At 37.1% G+C, this 23,258-nt stretch carries 17 protein-coding genes; 7 read left to right on the top strand and 10 right to left on the bottom strand.

Annotated elements, in window-relative coordinates:
- Nucleotides 1-7: 7 nt before the first annotated feature.
- Nucleotides 8-922 (bottom strand): DMT family transporter, encoded by a 915-nt coding sequence (locus tag IEV85_RS03075; protein ID WP_229712482.1) that lies wholly within the window; start codon nucleotides 920-922, stop codon nucleotides 8-10.
- A gap of 32 nt (nucleotides 923-954) precedes the next feature.
- Here IEV85_RS03075 and IEV85_RS03070 point away from each other — a divergent pair, with 32 nt between their 5' ends.
- Nucleotides 955-2,229, top strand: a complete 1,275-nt coding sequence (locus IEV85_RS03070; RefSeq protein WP_188460336.1) for a replication-associated recombination protein A — start codon at nucleotides 955-957, stop codon at nucleotides 2,227-2,229.
- Between the two features lie 76 nt (nucleotides 2,230-2,305).
- Nucleotides 2,306-2,842: an NUMOD4 domain-containing protein gene (locus tag IEV85_RS03065; protein WP_188460335.1), complete on the top strand. Its 537-nt coding sequence runs from the start codon at nucleotides 2,306-2,308 to the stop codon at nucleotides 2,840-2,842.
- A gap of 282 nt (nucleotides 2,843-3,124) precedes the next feature.
- Here IEV85_RS03065 and IEV85_RS03060 read toward each other — a convergent pair whose 3' ends face one another.
- The 3 genes from IEV85_RS03060 to IEV85_RS03050 all read right to left on the bottom strand — a co-directional run bounded on the left by IEV85_RS03060 (nucleotide 3,125) and on the right by IEV85_RS03050 (nucleotide 7,891).
- Nucleotides 3,125-5,437: an OmpA family protein gene (locus IEV85_RS03060; RefSeq protein ID WP_188460334.1), complete on the bottom strand. Its 2,313-nt coding sequence runs from the start codon at nucleotides 5,435-5,437 to the stop codon at nucleotides 3,125-3,127.
- Between the two features lie 151 nt (nucleotides 5,438-5,588).
- Nucleotides 5,589-6,836, bottom strand: a complete 1,248-nt coding sequence (locus IEV85_RS03055; protein ID WP_188460333.1) for a M48 family metallopeptidase — start codon at nucleotides 6,834-6,836, stop codon at nucleotides 5,589-5,591.
- Between the two features lie 5 nt (nucleotides 6,837-6,841).
- Nucleotides 6,842-7,891 (bottom strand): PorP/SprF family type IX secretion system membrane protein, encoded by a 1,050-nt coding sequence (locus tag IEV85_RS03050; protein WP_188460332.1) that lies wholly within the window; start codon nucleotides 7,889-7,891, stop codon nucleotides 6,842-6,844.
- 254 nt (nucleotides 7,892-8,145) lie between these two features.
- On the opposite strand from IEV85_RS03050, the gene IEV85_RS03045 reads away from it, so the two are divergent.
- Complete coding sequence (locus tag IEV85_RS03045) at nucleotides 8,146-11,499, top strand: PKD domain-containing protein (protein WP_188460331.1); 3,354 nt, start codon at nucleotides 8,146-8,148, stop codon at nucleotides 11,497-11,499.
- A 97-nt stretch (nucleotides 11,500-11,596) separates the two neighbouring features.
- Nucleotides 11,597-13,306: a T9SS type B sorting domain-containing protein gene (locus tag IEV85_RS03040; protein ID WP_188460330.1), complete on the top strand. Its 1,710-nt coding sequence runs from the start codon at nucleotides 11,597-11,599 to the stop codon at nucleotides 13,304-13,306.
- A gap of 1,477 nt (nucleotides 13,307-14,783) precedes the next feature.
- On the opposite strand, the gene IEV85_RS03035 is transcribed toward IEV85_RS03040, so the two are convergent.
- The 3 genes from IEV85_RS03035 to IEV85_RS03025 all read right to left on the bottom strand — a co-directional run bounded on the left by IEV85_RS03035 (nucleotide 14,784) and on the right by IEV85_RS03025 (nucleotide 16,409).
- Nucleotides 14,784-15,287 (bottom strand): hypothetical protein, encoded by a 504-nt coding sequence (locus IEV85_RS03035; RefSeq protein WP_188460329.1) that lies wholly within the window; start codon nucleotides 15,285-15,287, stop codon nucleotides 14,784-14,786.
- Between the two features lie 61 nt (nucleotides 15,288-15,348).
- Nucleotides 15,349-15,723: a DUF423 domain-containing protein gene (locus IEV85_RS03030; protein WP_188460328.1), complete on the bottom strand. Its 375-nt coding sequence runs from the start codon at nucleotides 15,721-15,723 to the stop codon at nucleotides 15,349-15,351.
- Between the two features lie 17 nt (nucleotides 15,724-15,740).
- A complete protein-coding gene (locus IEV85_RS03025; protein WP_188460327.1) occupies nucleotides 15,741-16,409 on the bottom strand; it encodes a YggS family pyridoxal phosphate-dependent enzyme in 669 nt (222 codons plus the stop codon).
- A 111-nt stretch (nucleotides 16,410-16,520) separates the two neighbouring features.
- On the opposite strand from IEV85_RS03025, the gene IEV85_RS03020 reads away from it, so the two are divergent.
- From IEV85_RS03020 to IEV85_RS03010, 3 genes are read left to right on the top strand one after another with little or no spacing between them, the layout of a single operon-like run.
- The gene (locus tag IEV85_RS03020) at nucleotides 16,521-18,074 is read left to right on the top strand and encodes a GH3 family acyl-acid amido synthetase (protein WP_188460326.1); all 1,554 of its coding nucleotides are present in this window, start codon (nucleotides 16,521-16,523) and stop codon (nucleotides 18,072-18,074) included.
- A 4-nt stretch (nucleotides 18,075-18,078) separates the two neighbouring features.
- A complete protein-coding gene (locus IEV85_RS03015; RefSeq protein ID WP_188460325.1) occupies nucleotides 18,079-18,702 on the top strand; it encodes a LysE family translocator in 624 nt (207 codons plus the stop codon).
- Between the two features lie 17 nt (nucleotides 18,703-18,719).
- The gene (locus IEV85_RS03010; protein ID WP_188460324.1) at nucleotides 18,720-19,277 is read left to right on the top strand and encodes a DUF6992 family protein; all 558 of its coding nucleotides are present in this window, start codon (nucleotides 18,720-18,722) and stop codon (nucleotides 19,275-19,277) included.
- Between the two features lie 242 nt (nucleotides 19,278-19,519).
- Here IEV85_RS03010 and IEV85_RS03005 read toward each other — a convergent pair whose 3' ends face one another.
- The 3 genes from IEV85_RS03005 to leuS form a co-directional block, all read right to left on the bottom strand.
- Complete coding sequence (locus IEV85_RS03005) at nucleotides 19,520-19,954, bottom strand: hemerythrin domain-containing protein (protein WP_188460323.1); 435 nt, start codon at nucleotides 19,952-19,954, stop codon at nucleotides 19,520-19,522.
- Between the two features lie 143 nt (nucleotides 19,955-20,097).
- The gene (locus IEV85_RS03000; protein WP_188460322.1) at nucleotides 20,098-20,337 is read right to left on the bottom strand and encodes a hypothetical protein; all 240 of its coding nucleotides are present in this window, start codon (nucleotides 20,335-20,337) and stop codon (nucleotides 20,098-20,100) included.
- A gap of 110 nt (nucleotides 20,338-20,447) precedes the next feature.
- A complete protein-coding gene (gene leuS, locus IEV85_RS02995) occupies nucleotides 20,448-23,183 on the bottom strand; it encodes a leucine--tRNA ligase (protein WP_188460321.1) in 2,736 nt (911 codons plus the stop codon).
- Nucleotides 23,184-23,258: the final 75 nt, after the last annotated feature.

Below are 23,258 nucleotides of genomic sequence, written 5' to 3'. Positions count from 1 at the left end.
GGACATTTTAAGATTTTGCTGGCTTTTTACTCACCAGGTACACTCCATAGAAAATCATTAAAGCAAAAAGAGCTTTGTTCCACTGGAAATGTTCCAATCCTAAACTTAAAGCAATAGCAGTGGCAAAAAGAGGCTGTAGATAAATGTAATAACCTACAATGGTAGAGCTGACATGTCTCAGAGCCATAGCATTTAATAAGTAAGCTAAAAATGTGGTTCCTATTACTACATACCCAATACTCCACCATATTCCCGTGGAAAAGGTGCTAAAATCTGTTTTTAAAAGAGGGAAGAAACCAAAAGGAATAATCATAATGGAGCCGAAAAGGAATATCCATTTTATCACTGTGATTGGCTGATATTTTAACATAAGCGGCTTTACCATTACAAGATAGATACCATAAAAGGTAGCATTCAGGAAAATGAATAAATCGCCTAATAAAGAGTCATTTTCAACACTTACTTCCTTATTTAAAATCAATAGGATTACCCCTGTGGCTCCTAATAGTATACCGCCAATTTTTCTGGGCGTAATTCTTTCATTAATTAACCATGCTGATATTACTAATACAATTACAGGGTTCACTGTCATGATGATGCTGGCATTTACCGGACTCCCCAGGTTTAATCCATTGAAAAAGATTAATTGATTGGCAGCTACTCCAAATACCGCACATTTTATAAAACTGATGTAATCTTTCTTATCATGTACCCTTTCTTTAGAAGTAAAGAAGTGGAATATCCAGAAAAGTAAGGTGGCTGCTGAAGCTCTTAATAATATGAAACCATTAGGCGTCATATAATTTGGCATTACTCCCTTGGCAATAATATAGTTTGCCCCGTATATAAGACTTACTAATGCAAGAGTACCATGAATTTGCCAGTTTTTTGTCATCTGGCAAAAGTAAGAGATTATCCTCATATTGCATTTGAATTTGATACGTTAACTTTTATATGTTCGGAGAAGATCAACCATTAGCAGAAAGAATGCGACCCAGTTCATTGTCGGACCTGGTAGGTCAGCAGCATTTAATAGGAGAGAGAGGTGTTTTGCGCTTAAGTATTGCACAAGGTAAGGTGCCTTCAATGATATTTTGGGGCCCACCCGGAGTAGGTAAAACTACTATAGCAAATATAATAGCTAACCAGGTAAAAGCTCCTTTTCAGACATTAAGTGCAATAAGTGCGGGTGTTAAAGATGTGCGTGAAGTAATTCAACGAGCAGCCAGAACTGGCAGAATTATTCTATTTATAGATGAGATTCACCGCTTTAATAAATCCCAGCAGGATGCTTTATTAGGGGCTGTTGAAAAAGGTGTAATTACTTTGATTGGTGCCACTACAGAAAATCCTTCTTTTGAAGTTAATTCTGCATTGCTATCCCGTTGTCAGGTGTACACTTTGAAAGCACTTGAGATAGATGAACTAAAAGGCTTGATTCAAACTGCTTTGAAGAAGGATGATAAACTTAAGAAGCTATCAATTGAAATAAAGGAATATGAAGCCTTGCTTAACCTTTCAGGAGGAGATGCCAGAAAGTTGCTTAACTTATTTGAATTAGTGATAGACGCTCATGAAGCAGGAGAGAAGATTCTGATAACAAATGACCAGGTATGGGCCATTGCGCAGCAGCGAATGGCCATGTATGATAAAGGAGGAGAGCAACATTATGATATTATCTCTGCCTTTATTAAGTCTATCAGGGGTAGTGATCCCAATGCTGCTGTTTATTGGCTATCGCGAATGATAGCAGGGGGCGAGGATGTTAAGTTTATTGCCCGAAGACTATTAATTTCAGCCTCAGAGGATATCGGAAATGCTAACCCTACCGCTTTGGTGATTGCCACTAATACTTTCCAGGCAGTACAGATGATTGGTTATCCGGAAGCTGAGATTGTACTTTCTCAATGTGCAGTATACCTCGCTTGTTCTCCTAAAAGCAACGCCTCCTATAAAGCCATCAAATCAGCCAATCAGTTGGTGAGGGAAACGGGTGATTTACCTGTTCCATTGCATTTAAGAAATGCACCCACTAAATTAATGAAGGATGCCGGCTATGCAAAAGGATATAAATATGCTCATGATTATCCTGGAAATTTTGTTCGGCAGGAATTTTTACCGGAAAAGATTTCAGGACAAAAATTATACGATCCACAGGAAAACCCCAGAGAGCTTGAGTTCAAAAAGAGACTGCAAAATTTATGGTCTAAAAAATATCACTATGAATAATCTAAGAATCATGGTATTTTTTTTATTATATTTGCTTACCTTTAACTACAATCATTAACTAAACTAAAGAAATAACATGGATCCGAAACTGGAAAAGTGGAAGCAAATAGAATTTAATGTTGACTTACCGCACGCCAAATACGAAATCTCGAATTATGGCAGAGTTAAAAGTTATTCTACGCGCGAAACAGGAAAAATTATCAAAGGTTCAAATGTAAATGGTTACCAGGCCATCATGGTGAGATTTGATAAACGCATTACACAAAGTTATTATGTTCACAGGTTAGTAGCGGAATCATATATTCCGAAGGAGCATGAAGACCAGCACTATGTAACGCATCTTGATTATGACAAATCCAACAATCACGTAAGCAACTTGAAATGGGTTTCTGAAAGAGAACTGGCTGATCATAATAATAAGAACCCAAGGGTTATAAAAAAGAGAGTTACAGGCTACAAATTAACTGAGTCAGATGTAAAGGTGATTAAGAAAATGCTGAAAAACGAGAAAACACGTTACAGTCAAATCGCCCGTCAGTTTGGTATTACACATACTCAATTGAATAGAATAAGAAAAGGACAAAACTGGAGTCATGTTACTATTGACGATTAAACTTTACTCCATTAAATTATATAAGCGTAAGAATTCCTAACCAAAATTCTTACGCTTTTTTTGTTTGCCAGGTCAAAAGCTTAATAGTGAGCGGAAAAGTTTATACGGAATCTAAAATTAAATTACACAACGGGTAATCATTTGTTGCTGACTTTCTGAGACATATATCAGTGATTCTCGTGTAACTGCCGAATAGTCTCTATTTATGATCTTTAGCTTTTACCATAAAAAAGCCGATATACATAAAATGAACATCGGCTTCAAGCAAAAACTTAGATAGATTTAATTATCTACTGTATTTAAATCAACAATTTGTATCTCAACTCTTCTGTTTTCCTCAGGATTTTTTGAGTCAGATTGAGTGGCTCCGTATCCTTTTGCAATAATTCTTCTCCTCACTATCCCTTTATAATTAAAGAAATTAACGAGTTCAATTGCCCTTTCATTAGAGAGCTTTCGGTTGGCTTCCGGATCTCCTTCCGCAGAGGCGTAACCCGAAATTTGTATACCTAACTGCTTATTTTTAGAGAGATGATCATATATCTTTTGCAGAGTTTCATTGTATTTAGTATTGTATTCTGCCTTCCCTACATCAAAATATATTTTATAAACAGGCTCTAATAGAGATTTATCGTAATTGGCTGTTACTACCTTGTTTTTATTTTCTTTTTGTTGCTTCGCTTCTTCAGTTACATACATGGTAGGTAGGGAAAAAATCGTCTCGCCTTCTACCACTCGGCTTTTCAGTGTTGTGGTATCGCTTTCGTCATAATAGTAAGTACGGCTGGCAATTTCCATGTCGTCAGGATTACTTGAAAAATCCACATCGTCAATAGGATTCACAGAATACATTAAATCCATAAGGTAATTAAATGCAGCAGTATCTTCTGTGGCAATAATTGCATCCATCATTCCGTACACATCTAAGCTGTCATTTTGAATAAGCATAGCTTCATTAGCTTGCCTTGGTGTATATTCACCTTCCTGTTGTGTATCAAAAAAGGCATTATTCACTGTTACTTCCTGACCTACCACTACATCAAACTGTCTGATTAAGTTAAGGTTAATTTTTTGATACAATTCATAGAAATATGTCTGATTAGGAACATTAATATTTAATGTATAAGGTAAATAACCATCAGATTCTATAATTAGATCATAATTTTTTCCCGGAGGTAAAATGATAAGGTAATTTCCTGTGTTGGGATCAGGATCATACACGTAATCCACCTTAGTATTATTTTCGTTATCAATTAATTTGATTTTTGTAGGTACAGGCTGTTTATCCGGGCCCGCAGTTATTTTACCTTTCAACATGGTTAAAGGAATATTGGCATACTGCTCAGGCATTTTAAATGAATAGATATCCTGTCCTCCATAACCACCTTGTCTGTCTGATGAAAAGAAACCTGTGCTTCCATCAGCAGTAAGTGTGAAATAATTGTCGTCCAAAGGCGTATTGATCGGGTAACCCATGTTTTCAGGGGTTTTCCATTCTTTTCCTATCCTTAGTGTTTTGAAAATGTCCCTTCCTCCCATTGAGTGCTCACCATTAGAAGTGAAGTAAAGGGTTTTCATATCTGGATGGATGAATGGTGCATCCTCATCATACTTAGTGTTTATTTCAGGGCCAAGGTTTTTGATATTTCCCCAGTCACCGGAAGCTAATTTTTCAGCAACATAAATATCCATTCCTCCAAATCCACCGGGTCTGTTACTGGCAAAGTAAATCTTTTTTCCATCTGGCGTTATTGAAGCGGTACTTTCTAAATTATTTGAATTTAGGCCTCTTACTGGTGCCGGTTGGCTCCATGTATTTCCATTTTTGCTCATTATATAAATGCTGCCTTTATTACCTGAGCCGATAAAAACCAACATTTGCTGTCCATCAGCTGAAATCCCGGCAGTACCCACATTATCATTAGTGTTTAATGGTATTTTTGTAGGCTCTCCCCAGTTGCCTCCTGATCGGTAGGTAATATATATTTCCTCAACAGCTCTTCCCGTTCTTGCATCAGGTCTTAAAGAAGTAAAAGCCATAACAGACTGATCTGCTGAAACTACAGAGTTGTATTCTGTAAATTCAGTATTGATAGGAGGTGCCATTTGTACCACATTGATATCTTTTTTATCACCCATTAAACGCATAGCATTTTCGCTTTTCTGCTTTTTCAGACTTACTTCAGCCAATAGTTTCGGATCAGATGAACCTATCAATGTAAGGTATTTATTATAGTATTTACTGGCCTTTTGCAATTCAAGGTTTTTGTGAAATGCCTGCGCTGCGTAATAATAGGAGTCTTTCGGAAGCTTGTCAGGAAAGCCTGCCTGTTCTATGATATTCCAGCTTTTTAATGACTTTAATTGATCTGAAGCATTAGGGTGTTCCATATAGCTTACTCCAAGCATATAATGTACTTCCAATGCTGCAGCACCCAATTCCACAGCCTCATTTAATGACTTGGCAGCTTCTTTGTAGTTCTTAATCTTAAATAAATTCTCTCCTCTGTAAATCAGGTCATCAACTTTTGCTTTCTGACTAAATAATTGGATAGAGAACATTAAAAATGTTACAATAAGAAAAGTACTTCTCATAATATTATATAATTTAACAAAGATTAAATTTTTGAATTTTAATCATTTTGGGACAAACACGTGCTATCAATATAGATTAATTTATATTAATTCACACACAATAATTACAAATTAGCCATAAATATATAGCATTTCTTTAAAATAAAAGGAATTATGATTTACTACTTTTAATAGCCTTAAGTCTTTGAAGCAGTGGAGGATGTGAGTAATGTATGAATACGTACAATTTATGGGGTTTTAAATTGCTTAAATTATCAACAGAAAGCTTTTTAAGGGCAGATTGCAATGCTTCCCCCTTGTAAGTATTTGAGGCAAATTCATCTGCCTGAAATTCATGTTTTCTACTCATATAATTAGAGAAAATGCCAATTAGTAAACTCACCGGTGTATAAATAATACCAAACGCAATGAAGTTGACAGCAAAACTTAGGTGATTAGCCCCCAAAGCTTTACTTAGTTCCGGACTAAAAATCATAAATGACATTAAGAACAACATAAGCCCCATTTGTAGGATTCCGCTAAACATTCCGGAAATCGTATGCTTCTTTTTATAATGTCCTACCTCATGCGCTAAAATAGCTACCAATTCACTATTAGTATGCTTTTCAAGCAACGTGTCATACAACACAATTTTCTTTCTCTTCCCAAAACCTGAAAAAAATGCATTAGCTTTTGTTGATCTTTTTGAGCCGTCAATTACATAAATGTTATCGATAGGGAAATTAACCTGTTTTCCATAATTCATTATCTCTTGCCTCAGCTCACCATCCTTCAAAGGAGTCAGCTTATTAAACAGAGGAAGTATCAGGCTAGTATAGAAAAAGTTAGCAGCTATCATAAATAATGAAATCACTATCCAAAAGATCCACCAGTAAGATTGTCCTAAATAGCTGATAAGGAATATTAATAGGCTGAGTAAAATGCCACCAATCACTGCAGTCAATACATAGCCTTTTAGTTTATCTTTCCAGAAAATTGCAGGTGTCAATTTGTTAAAACCATATTTCTCTTCAATGCTAAAAGTAGCATACCACTGGAAAGGAATGTTTAAAAGGTCATTTACAATAAATATAATTCCGAAGAAGGCCAGGGTTTGTGTGGTTAGCGTTTCAAAATTTGATCTAACAAACTCATCTAATATACCAAAGACGCCAAATACTATTACCAATATAATTAAGGCAAAGCTAAAGAGTCCACTTACTAACCCAAAATTTGTATTTGCCCGCTGGTAGGCTAAAGCTTTAGTATATTGCTTCTCACTATATATGTCTTTCAACTCAGCAGGTAAGCCTGCACTTTTCTTTCTTAAGTTTAGCCAATCTACTAAAGTGGTTAATATATATTCCGAACTTACAATTACTAATATAATTGTAAGAAACTGTTCTGACGTAAAATGCATAAATGCTAGAATTTAGGGCAGGGAATTCTAAGTTTATCCGCAGGTGGTCTGCGTGGATCAGTTAAGGATAATACGTAGGAGATAGAAATCTCATGAGCTCCACCACTTCTGATGCCAAGATCAGATAAAGTATAATCAAAGCTGTAACCAACAGATAGCCTGTTGTAGGCGTAACCTACTAACATTACAATAGATTCAGAACCATTGAACCCATTGGGAGCATTAAATGGTATTCCGCGGTACCATAAACCTACAACCATAGGTTCCAGAGTACCATACACACCTAAATCTAACTGCTCAAATCCACCTTGCATTTTATATTGTGCAGTAGGGGTAATACTTCTTTCATCCCCATCTTTGGTGTAGCCAATTCTTCCATAGCCAACATTTAAAGGGATTTTGTAACCCAAATGAAATGAATGCTTCATTGGTAACTTGCTTTCTTCTCCCAATATAGATTGATTAGGCTGATTTAAATGGAAGACAGAGTAGCCGAACCAAAATCTATCGGAATATAAAACTCCTCCAAAAGAGAGGTCAATAAAGTTTTTGCTTTGTCCTGTAGCAGCTTCACCCGTTGGGTTTTCAAAGCTTTGCGTTTCAGGATTCCACTGGTCTCCGAAGGTAAGCCTGTCAAAGTTAAGGTTCCTGTTATAATAAGCTACCTGGGTTCCTGGCCGGAAAGTTAATTTGTCAGTTAAACGTAACTGGTAAGCATATTGTGCTCCTACTGAAGTAGACCTTAGCCCTACAATCCCTTCCTGATCTCGGGTTACAATTAATCCTACACCGCTTCTTATTCTGTCAAAATAATGATCGAAATAAGCGGAATAGGTAGTGAAGTTTGCATCAATGCTGGGCCATTGGTTTCTGTAGTTGATCCCAAATCTGCTCATCTGCGTGTTACCTGCAAATGCCGGGTTTAGGTAAAGAGGGGCAGCATAAAACTGAGAAAATTGTGGGTCTTGAGCTTTTAGCTCCGTTTGGAACAAACAGCACAGGCAAATAATACTTGCCTTTACAATAAGAAACTCCGTTTTTAATATTTTACGCACAATATAAATATTCATCAAAATTCTCGAAAGATATAAAATAACTCAGAAAGCGTAATGTTAAAATAAATAAAACACATGAAAAAACTTACATCTCTGAAAACAAAGTAAGTTTCTTAAATCTTTACGGTTTTATTTAGTAATTTCGATACTGCGAATAAACGATAATAATATCAGAATAATATATTTTTGTCGGATTAAAAAATTAAACCCTGACAGCTAGCGTTTATCATTAACAATATTCAATAATTCAGTATATGAATCATTTTACAAAGAAGGCCGGAATTCTATTTTTCTTTCTGTGTGCTACTATAAATCTTTCAGCTCAAGAATTTTCAGAGTCGTTCTGGTATTTTGGTAATACACCTCAAGCGATCCAGTTTGAAAGAAACGCTGGCAGGAACGCGCTTTCCATCGATAATCAAACCGTGCCGTTTGGCAATAATGGCTCAGCAGTTGCCGCCAATGCTGTTGATGGTCAATTGTTATTTTATTCGGATGGGGAAATCATATATGGAAAAAATCATACGGCTATTCCGGGAGGTACAGGTATTGGTGGTGATAATAGCCTGAGGCACCCTGTGGCAATAGTTCCTTCTCCCATTGCTGATGACAATACATATTATGTTTATTTTATTACTGCGGGAAGAGCATTGTCTTATGTTGCAGTAGATCTTGCTGCTGGGCAGTTTGGTGAAGTGAACTCAGCAGCCATAGGAACAGGTTTCAATAACCTTTCCCAGATGGTAAAAAGTTTTAAAGCCGGGGATAATTATTTTTTATTATTTGAAAACACTAGCTTAAATGAACTTCAGCTGGCTCAGGTTGAAAATGACGGTACCATTACAATTGTCAGCAGCCATAATTTCTCAGTTCCTTTTGCAGTAAACAACATATCTGTAAGGGATCCTCAAAGCGATATTTTAGAATTAGCTTTGTCTTCAGAAAACGTAGCGGGAAGTCCTAAAAACATTATTCTTTTAACACTTGATACTACTGATCCTCTCAATTTAATATTTCAGAATGAGGAGATCATTGCTAATTCCGGTGCTGTAAATCAATTGATTACTGATGTGGAGTGGTCTGCAGGAGGTAGAAATTTATATTATAGCAGAAATAACCCCACCACAAATACAGGAAGGATTTTTCAATTCAATCCTGATAGCACAACTAATACCTCTATTCTCAATCGCTCAATAGCTGAGGCTAAAGCCTTAAAGAACGGACCTGACGGATTGCTTTACTTTTTATATGGTGATGGTTCTTCAAGCAGACTCAGCCGAATTACCCAGGCAGATTCTATTGCGGATTCTGTAAGAGTAGAATGGGATCTTTTCAATAACACAGTTTTCGGACAGGCTAATAATCTTCCCAATATTGCACCTCCTGCCGTTATTGATGGAACTGTTAGCTTTGATTGGTACGATACAAGACTCAATAACCCTATCTGCCAAAATAATCCAGTGTCTTTTTTTGCTGACTATTCTGCTCTGGATGACATAACAGAGATCAGCTGGGATTTTGGAAATGGAACAACTTCTGATGCCATTAGTCCTAATGTAGTTTTTGAGGAAGCAGGCTCTTTTAATGTTGTGCTTACAGTAAATTCAGGAGGGAATATATTTATAGATTCCTCTTTAGTGCAGATTGATGCCTTTACTGCCGAGGTACAATTACAGGATACAACAGTTTGTGAGCTTCCGCTGGAAAACTACGGGCCCACATTAAGTGATCAGTCGGAGCCGGACAATATCACCTGGATTAACCCTGATCCTACTAAATTTACTATTAACGCTGATGGGACGGCCACTTTTTTGGAATCAGGTACTTACTCAGCTGCGGTTACTGTCGGTAATTGTACCGTTACAGCTTCATTTGTGTTAACACTCTTTGAAGAAGAAAAACAAGGAGCCAATTTTTGGTATTTTGGAGATGGGGCAGGTATTGATTTTAACGGAGAAAATGGGCCTGAGGCTGTCACAGACGGGGTGATAGAAGCTGAAGAAGGATGTGCTACAGTATCTGATGATAACGGAGAATTGCTTTTTTATACTAATGGAGATGTTATATGGGATTCAGAGCATAATGTAATGGCAAATGGAACTGGTTTGGGAGGTGATCCTTTAGCTTCTCAGGGTGTTTTGGCAGTGGCGCATGGAGCAGACCCTTCGTTATATTACATTTTTGTGGCTGACGATGTTTCTAATGACACCAGTGCTTTTTCCTATGCCTTGGTAGATATGAAATTAAACAATGGCCTGGGAGATGTAGTATTGAAAAACAGGAAAATTTACTCTAAATCCACAGAAAAAATAGCAGCTCAGGGTACTCAAAATACCGATGTTTTGACGCACGAACTGGGAAGTAATTCTTACAGACGCTACACTGTTAATGACCGTGGTATTAATGCTGCGGAATATATTTCGGAAGGAAGTACTTATATTTCAGATCAGTCAGCTACAGGGTATTTAAAATATGCTGCAGGGGGAGAAAAAGTAGCACAGGCTTATAATTCTGGAGGAGCGTTTGTGGATTTTTTAAGGTTGGACAGCCTGGATGAAAATTGGGAGACAGCTCTTATTGATATAAATTTTGGAGGAGAAGTCTATGGACTTGAGTTCTCTCCAAGTACTAATTTTTTATATGCTACATTAAGAGATGGTGTTAATTCTAAATTGGTTCAAATTCCTGTTGATGATGATTACACAATAGAAGATATTCAGAATCCTGATAGTATTACAGTGGCTGATTTAGATTTTGAAGCTGGCGCTATTCAAACCGGTCCTGATGGTCAGTTATACATTGCAGCTAATAATAGCCCTGATGTTTATACGATTGGATCACCAGACCTGCGCTTTTTGCCGGAAAATGGAGATAATTTAGCGGCTACACTTCAACCATTTAATTTGGCTGGCAGAATCAGTCGCCTAGGTTTACCTAATTTTGTACAGAATATATCTACACCTACACAAGAACCTTCCATAAATGTAATTGCAAACTGTTCTTCTGAACCTGTAATTTTAGAAGGTAGCGGAAAAACCAATTTTGATGTATTCAATTGGACCATTACTCCGGTAGGTAGCACGGCAAGTGTTTACACCTCTAATCAGCAGAATGATACGGTGGATGTTGAATTAGCACCTGGCAGGTATGAAGTAGCATTACGAATAACAAACCAATGCGGTTATGATGAGTTGCTGGTTGAAAATATAGAAATTTTTGCAAGCCCTGATGTAAGCCAGGTGGTGAGCCCGAGAGTATTCTGTGGCGACACATTGGTTTTAGGAGAAGAAATTGTTGACGAACCGGGTCACACCTATTTATGGAGTACCGGAGATACTACCAGAACTATTTCAATAACTGAAGATGGACTATATTCTGTAGTAGTAACCAGTGCAGCTGGTTGTACCTCAAGCGTTGATATTGCAGTGGGGCCTCCATATGAAGTAAATATAGGAGAAGACCAAAGTGTGTGTCAGGATGAGACACTAAGACTAAACGCAGGTGTTAATGCTAACAATTATAGATGGTATGTAGATGACGTTTTACAGTCTGCTACAGGTCAGAATTTTAATGTAAACACTGCTACCCCCAGGTATTTTCATTATTAGGGTAGAGATTCCGGATCCTCTTGACCCTAATTGTTTTGCAGAGGATGAAGTTGAAATTACTGTAAATGAAACACCTGAAATAAGTGTTATAAATACTGTGAGTCCTACTTGTTCCGGTGCCGATGGAACTATAGAAATTAATGGTTTAGGAGGCTCTGGTGATTATTCTATAAGCTGGAATGGCCCAACCAGCATTCCGGATGATACCCGAACTGCTCAGGGTCTGGCTGCGGGTACTTACAATATTACCATTACAGACAACCTTACTTTATGTACAAGTACAGAAACTGTTGCACTTTCTAATACAGATTTTAGTGTAAGTGTTGACCAGCAATCTCCTGCAGACTGTGACTTAAATGAGATAGACGTAGATATTATAGCAGGAACGGGTACTCCTACTGCTAATTTTGTTTGGGAAATCATTGATCAGTCTGGCGGTATTGTGGATAATGGAACCTCAACATCTCAAACGTTTACTGTTCCTGATCTGGTTGAAGGAACCTACAGCATTGAAGTAATTGATAACAATGGTGCGGGTTGTTTAGGAGTAACTGATTTTACCATTGTATTACCGGATTCTGTGGACTTCAATCCGGATGATAATGTGTTCGATTGTGGAACTACGTACGATTTACAAGGCTATTTAGAGTCTGTTAATTCAAGCCTTACTTACGCCATTACACCAAACCCTGCAAATCCCAATGCTGTTTCTGCCGGAACTTATACAGTGGAAGCAACTGATGGAACATTATGCCCTGTTATTGCGGATATTACAGTGGAACTCACTCAATCAGCAGAATTAATTGATATTGAAAACGAAATTAACTGTGAAGGTGGAAATGAGTTAACAGCCATTTTAAGTTCAGGTAATCCTGCAGATTTTACCTTTTCCTGGAGCAATGGTGCACAAGGTCAAACCATTGCTGTTAACCAGCCTGGAACTTATAGAGTAGCTGCTTATCCTAGAGGGAATGTTAGTTGTGCAGACACTTTATCTGTAGCTGTCAATACTATTTATGAACCTCTTACTGCCACTTTAAATTCTGAAACTAATTGTGAGGATGGTTCTATTCTTTTAATAGGCTCAGTTAGTGGTGCCAGTGGAAATTACCTTATTAATTTAACTAATAGTCAGGGAACTATCATTCCTACAATAGATCCTTCTCAAACTACTTTAGAGTGGAACATTGTAGAATCTGGTACTTATACTTTAACAGTAACTGATCAGGGACCCGGAGGTTGTGACCCTGTGGTAATTACCCGTGCGCTAACTGTGCAGGAGGTTTTTGCTCCAACCATTGAAGATACTTACTTTATTTGTACTACAGGGAGGGAAACTGAAAGATCAGTTATCCTGGATCCGGGTTCTTTTGGCTCTTATCAATGGACATTACCCAACGGTACAACATCTACCAGCAGAACAGTAATTGCTAACCAGCCTGGTGTGTACAGTGTAAGATTAACTGCAGCTGGCTGTGAGTTTAATATCAGCACCAGAGTTCTGGAAGATTGTAAACCAAAGGTTTTTGCTCCTAATGCTATTCGTCCCAATGGAAGCATTGCAGCCAACAGGACTTTCAGCGTTTTCCCTAATGAATATGTAGGTGAATTTCAGATCATCATTTTCAATAGATGGGGAACTATCGTTTACGAGTCCAAGGATAAAAATTTCCAATGGGATGCTACAGATTTTTCCGGTAAGCAAGTGCCTATGGGACTTTATGCTTATGTGATAAACTTTAGAAGTACAGAGCAAAATGATACTCGTGTGTATGAGCAAAAAGGTGGTGTGAATGTAGTGCGGTGATCGAATAGTTAAGTGTGCTTTATCAAAGAAGAGGCTGTCTTAAATGGATCGCCTCTTTTTTTTGCCTAAATATTATTTTATATCTCATCACAGAATACGTAAAATCATCAAATATAAGATGCTAATTAGAGGTCTTAACACTTTTTCGGCTTAGGAGCCGGCTATTTTCAATGTAGGATGCTCACAACCTCGTAGAGGTGGTATTGTGGTAATATAGACTTACCATGTTATATTATACAGTCCTGTAAGGACGACATTATATCTCCTCAATATTTATTAAGCTACGTTCTTATGAAATGTCATCCCTACGGGATTTAACCTTATTCAACTTAGCTGCTACCATAGTTTCGTCCCGCTGGGACTGGTCGCTCTGATACACTATGGTTAAATTCTTTGACCTCATATGTAAGCAAGCTAAGAGCATCTGAAATGTATCGTGAGACAAGAAAAATGGCTGAGATGGCTTAAATAATGTTTCGTGAGACACGAAACATGGCTAACGTGAAATGCCCATGGTCTAAAACCTCGTAGAGGTGGTATTATGGTAATATGAACTTACCATGCTTTACAGTCCTGTAGGGAGGACATTATATCTCCTCAATATTTATTAAGCTACGTTCTTATGAAATGTCATCCCTACGGGATTTAACCTTATTCAACTTGGTTGCTACCATAGTTTCGTCCCGCTGGGACTGATAGCTCTGATACACCATGGTTAAATTCTGTGACCTCATATGTAAGCAAGCTAAGAGCAGCTGAAATGCTTCGTGAGACACGAAGCATGGCTGAGATGGCTTAAATAATGTTTCGTGTGACACGAAACATGGCTAACGTGAAATGCCTATGGTCCAAAACCTCGTAGAGGTGGCATGATGGTAATATAAACTTACAATAATTTAAAGTCCTGTAAGGACGATATTATACTTACACTTTTCTCCTTCCAACTTCAACTGTCATCGTGCTGGGATTTAGAAATTCTATCACATTAATTGCTACCATAGTTTCGTCCCGCTGGGACTGGTCGCTCTGATACACTATGGTTAAATTCTTTGACCTCATATGTAAGCAAGCTAAGAGCAGCTGAAATGCATCGTGAGACAAGAAAAATGGCTGAGATGGCTTAAATAATGTTTCGTGAGACACGACATGGCTAACGTGAAATGCCTTCTAAAACCTCGTAGAGGTGGTATTATGGTAAATATAAACTTACCATGCTATACAGTCCTGTAAGGACGACATTATACACCTGTAATATTCATTAAGCTACGTTATTATGAAATATCATCCCTACGGGATTTTGTAAACCATTCAGCTTGGTTGCTACCATGGTTTCGGCCCGATGGGACTGGAAATATTGGAGGGTAGAGATTATATTTATTTCCCCGCTAATTTTAAAGGATTAAAAAAAGGGGCTGTCATAAAATTTTACTTTTATGACAGCCCCTTTTTATTTTCTGGTTTCCGAATGTTTTTTGTTTTAATTTATTAATTCCTTAGAAGTTGGAGCAGCGGAGCTATGCTTCTTTGTCTCCTTCAATAAATTCGCTGGTAGCTTAATTGATTCTACAAGTTCATTTTCCAGCATTTCAGCCCAGGAAAGCATATATGCTACTACATCCTCCTTTTTGTTGTGGGAAAGAGATTTGCCATGCTCGCCCATGTAAACTCTTACATCATGGTTGCCAAGCCTCTCAAGTTCTATCATATCCTTTCTTTCCAGCCCTGATTCCATCATAGATGAAATGATTTCATCCATTGGCATTTGGCTTGTACTACAATAATCCTGTACCTGATCTGTCCAGTCACCTGATTTTCTCATGGCATACTCATGGATTTCACGTTTGGAATAGTTTGTAAGCTCTTGAGCCAGGTGTCCACAGTTACAGCCTCCCATATGTCCCCATTGATAGTCTGTACCTGATTTAATTTTCTCAGCAGCTACTTTAATTGCTTTTATTAATTTAAAATTTGCTCTGGCCATATTCTAAATATTTTTTAGTACAACTAATTCAATGCTGATAAAGTTTTTCAGTTTTAGAAAATTATATACTCTTTCCAATACCTATTGCCATCAGCACCCAGGCAGCTATTAAAAACAAACCGCCAATCGGAGTAATAGCCCCCAGCTTTGTTACTCCTGTAGCACATAAAAGGTACAAACTTCCCGAGAAGATCACTATGCCGGCTAGAAAAGAATAACCTGAGTAAGTAAGAAGTTTATGGTCGAATTGAGCAAATAATATCCCGAGAAGGATTAATGCCAGACTATGGTACATTTGGTATTTAACAGCGGTTTCGTAAGTATCTAGCCGTCCTGTAGCAGTTAAAGCTTCCTGTAATGCATGTGCGCCAAAAGCACCCAGAATTACTGAAATGGCACCTGATATAGCTCCAATAATGATAAATAATTTATGCATACTATCTAATCATCTGATTAATGGCTGTTTCTCTCCCCAAAGATAGCACTTCCTACCCTAACCATGGTACTACCTTCTTCAATAGCAATAGGGTAATCACCACTCATGCCCATTGAGAGTTCTTTAAGATTGAGTTTTTCGTCATTGAATTGACTGTTAACTTTATCAAAAATCTTCTTCAAAAACTTGAACTCTCTTCTTATTTTTTCTTTATCTTCTGTAAAAGTGGCCATACCCATTAATCCTTGCACTTCTATAAAATTCATGTTTTTAAATTCTTCAGAAGTGAGTAGTTCATGAAGCTCATTTTCGTCCAGTCCAAATTTAGTATCTTCCTCTGCAATGTGCATTTGTAGTAAAACCGGAACCACTCTTTCTATTTTTTCACCCTGCTTATTAATTTCTTTTAAAAGTCTTACGCTATCCACAGAATGTATCAAATGAACAAACGGAACAATATATTTTACTTTATTTCTTTGCAAATGGCCTATCATGTGCCATTGGATATCTTTAGGTAAAGCATCTGCTTTGTCTGCCATTTCCTGCACTTTATTTTCACCAAAAGCCCTTTGCCCTCCCTCGTAAGCAGCTAAAATATCTTCTTTGGGTTTAGTCTTGCTAACAGCAATTAGTTGGCATCCATCTAATTTTTTTTTGACCTCATTTATATTTGATATGATACTCATTGAATATATTTTGTTAATTTTCGCTATTATTAGGTAATTAAATTCTAAAGTAAAGGTTTAAAAACCGACTATAATTAAATAATTTGATTTTTATTTATTTCAATTGTACAAATGGCACTTTTAGGTAACCTTATTAAAAGAGGAATACGAATTAGAGAGGGTTTGGATCAGGATTTTACGCCTCCATTCGATTTACAAAAATCTGAATTAAGAAAAATGCTTATTGCTGCGCGTAACACGCAATTTGGCAAGCATTATAACTTTGAAGACATTCTACCTAAGCTTAAGAGTAGTGATAGTAAAGCTTTTTATCAGGATTTCAGTCAGAATATCCCTATTCATAATTATGATAAAATGTACAACGATTGGTGGCATAAGCTTTTAGAAGGCCAAAAGGATGTAACCTGGCCGGGTAAAATAAAATATTTTGCACTCAGTTCAGGCACTTCCGGTGCTTCTTCCAAGCATATTCCGGTGTCGTTACAAATGGTTAAAGCTATTCAAAAAACCAGTGTTCGCCAGATCTTATCCCTTTCCCGCTATAAAGGACTTCCCGCAGAAGTTTTTGAAGGGGGCACACTTATGGTAGGAGGTAGCACCGATTTAAATGATAATGGTAATTATGCTGAAGGTGATTTAAGCGGTATTACTACCTCACGGATTCCTTACTGGTTTCAGCGGTTTTATAAACCGGGAAAAGCAATTTCCAGAAAAAAGGATTGGGAAGAAAAACTGGAGCAAATGACACTGAAGGCTAAAGACTGGAATATTACCATCATTGCTGGGGTGCCTGCCTGGATTCAGATTTTAATGGAGAAGATTATTAAGCATTACAATTTGAATAATATTCATGATATCTGGCCTAATTTCGAGATTTATGTTCATGGTGGTGTGGCTTTTGAGCCTTACCATAAGAGTTTCGAGAAGCTGTTGGGTAGAAAAATAAACTATATCAACACATATCTTGCCTCTGAAGGTTTTATTGCTTTTCAGGCCAACCAAGGAGTTAATTCCATGAGGTTGGTGCTAAACAATGGTATTTTTTATGAATTTATTCCATTTAATGAGCAAAACTTTGATGAAGATGGTAATCTCCTTGAAAGTGCAAAAGCGATAATGATTGATGAGGTAGAGGAAGATGTGGATTACGCACTTCTGATTACCACATTTTCCGGTGCATGGAGGTATTTGATAGGAGATACAATAAGGTTTGTCTCTAAAGCAGATAGTGAAATTGTTATAACCGGACGTACCAAACACTTCCTAAGCCTCTGCGGAGAGCATCTATCAGTAGATAATATGAACAAGGCATTAATTGAAGTTTCAGATGCGATGGGCTTCAGTATCAAAGAGTTCACAGTGGCTGGGGTATCTCATGATTCCTTATTTGCTCACCATTGGTATATTGGAATAGATGAACCTGTAGATGAAATAGCGTTGAGAGACAAGCTGGATCATCATTTAAAATTACTCAATGATGATTACAAAGTAGAGAGGATTGCTGCTTTAAAAGATGTAAAAGTTAAGGTCTTGCCTACTAATGTTTTTATTGAATATATGGAAGAAAATGGTAAAGTAGGTGGACAAAATAAATTCCCAAGGGTAATGAAAGGAGAAAAACTGGAAAGCTGGCTTAATTACTTAAGAAATAGAGGGTTAATATAGGTAAATGGGTTCAGTAATAATTAACGGAATCTTGTTCGGACTGCTTTTGGCAGTAATGTTAGGGCCGGTCTTTTTCGCACTTATTCAAAATAGTATTGTAAAAGGCCTAAGAGCAGGCTTTTATATGGCTTTAGGCATAACGATAGCTGATATCTCCTATATTTTTTTAATGTACTTCAGTGTAAGGCTTTTCAAAAACAATGATACTATCTCTGTCATTTTAGGTATAGTTGGAGGTGCCATTATCCTGGTAACAGGTATTATGAGTCTTTTAAAAAAGGCTCACACTACTGAAGAACAGGTTAAAACTGTGAAGAAGGGGTTTATTCGCCAATTTCTAAAAGGTTTTGCGCTCAACGGAATCAATCCATTTGTTCTTCTATATTGGTTAGGTGTAATGACAATGGTTACAGTTAACTATAAATATGAAGGTTCTGAAATTGTTGCATTTTTCGTTTCATTGATCACAACATTACTGATTACTGATACTACAAAGGTTTTTTTAGCACATAAGCTTAGGTCATGGATCACCGATTACCGCCTTAATTGGATGAATAAAATTGTGGGAGTAGCACTTATACTTTTCTCTCTCAGGTTATTCTATTTCGCATTTGAACATTATCATTAAATTCTGGTAATTGTTATATGAAGAAGTATATTCTTTTACCGACTGCCTTTCTTTGCTTTTACTTTTTAAGCAGTACTGCTTTTGCCCGTTCTTTTGATCTATTGGAGGTTTACCATATTGACATTGAGATTCGTAAAGTGGGCATGGCTATTTTAGGGGTATGGGCACTTGGCAATATTGTAATCGGCAGCATGGTTAGAAATAGGCTAGAAGGCGAAAAGGCTTATTTCCATGAAATGAACGTTTTTTGGAACATCATAAACCTTGTTATAGCCGGAGCAGGTTACTATTTTACAATCACTGGAGCTGTTCCTGCCACTGGAGCAGAACAGCTTTCAGGTCAAATTGAATTTCAAAAGATTTTACTCTTCAATTGCGGTTTGGATATAGCTTATATAATGGGTGGAATTTATCTCCTGGAAAAGGCTAAAAATATATCCAAGAAACCTCTTAGGTTAAAAGGTTATGGTAAGTCTGTCATCCTTCAAGGGATTTTCCTGTTTGTTTTTGATTTACTACTTTATTCAATCCATCAAAATAATACCATCTCAATAGTTGAATTGATAGGTAATTAATAACCGGGTTCGATTATCAACTTGCTTTTAAATTTCGTTACAACATTCCAAATTAAGCAGGACAATCATTGTATTATAACAGGAGATATACCGATTGGTTGACACAGGTAGCTTAAATGAAGACTTTTTGAAAAAGTAAATCTTAATTTTGCAGCATAGCCTGCCCCGCCTTAACGGGGCAGGTATTTTTATTGATCAACTCAGGTTAATAACCCTACTATTTAGGGAATAGGTAGGTTTATTTACCTGTTTTCTTTTACGTAAGCGAGGTATTTTGTAGATAAGTCTTCCTTTTGGTTATTATTGAAAACCTTGCCTGCAATCTGAAAAAATTGTTGCTCTTCATCCTCTAAATGGTGAAAGATTTTTTCTTCTAATTTTTTGGCAGTAACTAACCAGCCTGCAGAACTCATATCTGTTTCTTCTAAATCCTCTACCAATTCATCCATTTCATGATGTTCGGCTATTCCATGCCTGGATAAATCCTGGCTCATATCATTGCTGATTAATGGTTTGTAAAAAAAGCGTTCTTCTGCATCTGCGTGTACGGCTAACTCCTTTTTGAGCTGGTCAAAAACGGCTTTTCGCCTGGCTGTATCCCCTGAAGTATTTGTTAACTGTGTAGCTAAAGTTCTTTGTGTTTCATGATCTGCCTTTAAGGCTTCAAAAATAGTCATAATAAAAAAATCTGATTTATAAGTTAATTTAATATATATCAACTCTTACACCAGTATTTTGTTTAATTATCATCCTATAAACAGCGGGATGCTTAAACAAGAAAGGCCTGATTTTAACAGGCCTTTCAATATAGCTTTTGCTTTTATTTATGTAGTCCTTTCAGGTATAAGTTGAATTCCAGAGCATTGGATTTCTTAAATTCATCAACTTCTAAATCTTGCTGAATGTCTTCATCAAACTTCATTTTAGTTTTTTCTATTGCCCCGTCCGGATGAATGATTAACTCCAGTCCACTGTAGTCAATAGGGTTTACCTGTACAAGTACCATATAATCATCAAATTGGCGTTTGTAGTATTCATGTACTATTAAACTACTTTTCATATTGCTTGATTTATTAAAATTAGGTTACACAATGCGTAATCATTTGTTACTGAATTTCAGATACATATGATTGATTACTCGCGTAATTGCCTAATAAGCTCTATTTAAACTTAAACTACAATGTTTACGATTTTATTAGGCACAATAATCATTTTTTTGATTGGCTTACCTTCTATCCATTTCTGAATAACAGGATTAGCCAATACAGCCTTTTCTATTTCCTCTTTAGGGGAATTAACAGCAAAAGTCATGTTGTCCCGATGCTTACCATTAACGGAAACAGGATAAGTGAAGTCATTTTCCTTGATAAATTCCGGGTTGAAAGCCGGCCAGCCAGCTTCAGAGATGCTTCCCTTATTACCTAAAAGCTCCCATAATTCTTCACAAATATGCGGAGCGTAAGGAGCTATAATCCTTACTAAGTCGGAAAGAATAGCTTTATTATTACATTTCAGGTCAGTTAAGGTGTTCACGCATATCATGAAAGTGGAAACAGAGGTATTGAATGAAAAATGTTCAATATCGTACTCTACTTTCTGAATAGCCAGGTGAAGCGCCTTCAACGCCTTTTTATCTACTTCACCTTCTGCAACCTCAAATTCTCCTTTTTCATTATGGAATAAACGCCATAGCTTTTTTAAGAACTTGGAAGTACCGTCAATTCCATTGGTATTCCATGGCTTAAATTGCTCTAAAGGACCTAAAAACATCTCGTACAAGCGTAAGGTGTCTGCTCCGTATTGCTCAATTACATCGTCTGGATTCACAACATTATGTTTGGATTTAGACATCTTTTCTATTTCAGTACCACAGATGTATTTTCCATCTTCCAGGATAAATTCTGCATCAGCATTTTCAGGTCTCCATCTTCTGAATTTTTCAATATCTAATTCATCATTAAAAACGATATTTACATCTACATGAAGCATTTGGGTAGTATAGTCATCCTTAAGATTTTTCGACACATAAGTGTTTTTGCCTTCCACTCTGTAAACGAAATTACTTCTTCCCTGAATCATTCCCTGGTTGATCATTTTCTGAAAAGGTTCATCTACAGTGATGTAGCCTAAATCAAACAAAAATTTTGTCCAGAAGCGGGAATACAATAAATGGCCTGTAGCATGTTCAGAGCCTCCGATGTATAAGTCTACATTTTTCCAGTATTCTTGCTTATTTTGGTCAACAAACGCTCCTGAATTATGGGGATCCATATAGCGGAACATATACCAGCTGGAACCTGCCCAGCCAGGCATTGTACTTTTTTCCAGTTCATAACCTTCCTCAGTTTTCCAGTTTTTAGCCCTGGCCAAAGGTGGTTCTCCATCTTCAGTGGGTAAGTATTTATCCACTTCAGGAAGCTCCAATGGAAGTTGGTCTTCTTCCAGTAAATATGGAATATCATTTTTAAAATACACAGGAACAGGTTCTCCCCAATAGCGCTGCCTGCTGAAAATGGCATCACGCATTCTATAGTTAACTTTCCCTTTACCAATTCCTTTTTCTTCGATGTAGCTCACCGCTTTTGCAATTGCTTCTTTAATGGGTAATCCTGTAAGGAAGTCGGAATTAACAATTTTATCATTTTCAACTACCTCTCTCACCGGCAAGTTGAAATGCTGAGCAAAGGCTAAATCGCGTTCATCATCTGAAGGTACTGCCATAACAGCTCCTGTTCCATAACCTGCTAATACATAATCCCCAATCCATACCTGAATTTTTTCGCCTGTAAAAGGATGTATAGCATAGGCACCCGTAAAAACACCTGAAACACGTTTTACTTCAGTCATTCTTTCTCGCTCTGAGCGGTTCTTAGCCACCTTTACATACTCTTCCACTGCTTCTTTTTGTTCAGCAGTGGTTATTTGAGCTACTAATTCATGTTCAGGAGCCAGCACCATGAAAGTTACACCATAAATAGTGTCTACACGTGTGGTGAATACTTTGATTTCTTGATTCTGATAGTCTGCTACCTCAAAACTTAGTTCTGCACCTACTGATTTACCTATCCAGTTACGCTGCATTTCTTTAACGGGTTCTGGCCAATCTAAGCGATTAAGACCTTCAAGGAGTCTTTCTGCAAAAGCACTAATTCGCATGCTCCATTGCATCATTTTCTTTCGTTCTACCGGATGGCCACCTCTTTCACTGTATCCATCTTTCACTTCATCATTAGAAAGTACTGTACCTAATGCCGGACACCAGTTCACTATTGCTTCAGAGAGATAAGCAATTCTATATTTTAAAAGTATTTTTTGCTTTTCTTCATCAGAGAAATGTAGCCAGTCATTGGCTTTAAAACTTTCGGTGTCTTCATCGCACGCAGCTTTAATTAATTGATTACCGGCTTTTTCAAAATGCTCAATCAATACACTGATAGGGCGGGCTTTATTATCGGTAAAGTCATACCAGCTGTTGAAAAGCTGCATAAAGATCCACTGGGTCCATTTATAGAAAGAAGGCTCGCTGGTTCTCACTTCCCGTTTCCAGTCATAAGCGAAACCAATATTTTTAAGCTGCTCTATATATCTTTTTATATTTTGCTCTGTAGTAATGGCAGGATGCTGTCCGGTCTGAATGGCATACTGTTCGGCAGGAAGTCCGAAAGAATCAAAGCCCATTGGGTGTAAAACATTAAATCCCTGTTGCTTTTTAAAGCGTGCAACTATATCAGAAGCAATATAACCTAGCGGGTGCCCAACGTGCAAACCTGCTCCTGAAGGGTAGGGGAACATATCTAATGCATAATATTTAGGTTTCTGAAAATCATCCTTAGCATTAAACGTTTGATTTTTTTCCCAAAAGGCTTGCCACTTTTTTTCTGTTGCTCGAAATTGATATTCTGCCATTCTTACTAAGTATTATCAGGTAATAACTTTTATTAAAATTTATTTTTACTAGAACCAGCAAAAATAAGGCTTTTG

It is taken from the genome of Marivirga lumbricoides (genome assembly GCF_014636295.1).
GTDB classification, from domain to species: Bacteria; Bacteroidota; Bacteroidia; order Cytophagales; family Cyclobacteriaceae; genus Marivirga; species Marivirga lumbricoides.
This window is presented reverse-complemented; position numbering and strand designations above follow the sequence as displayed.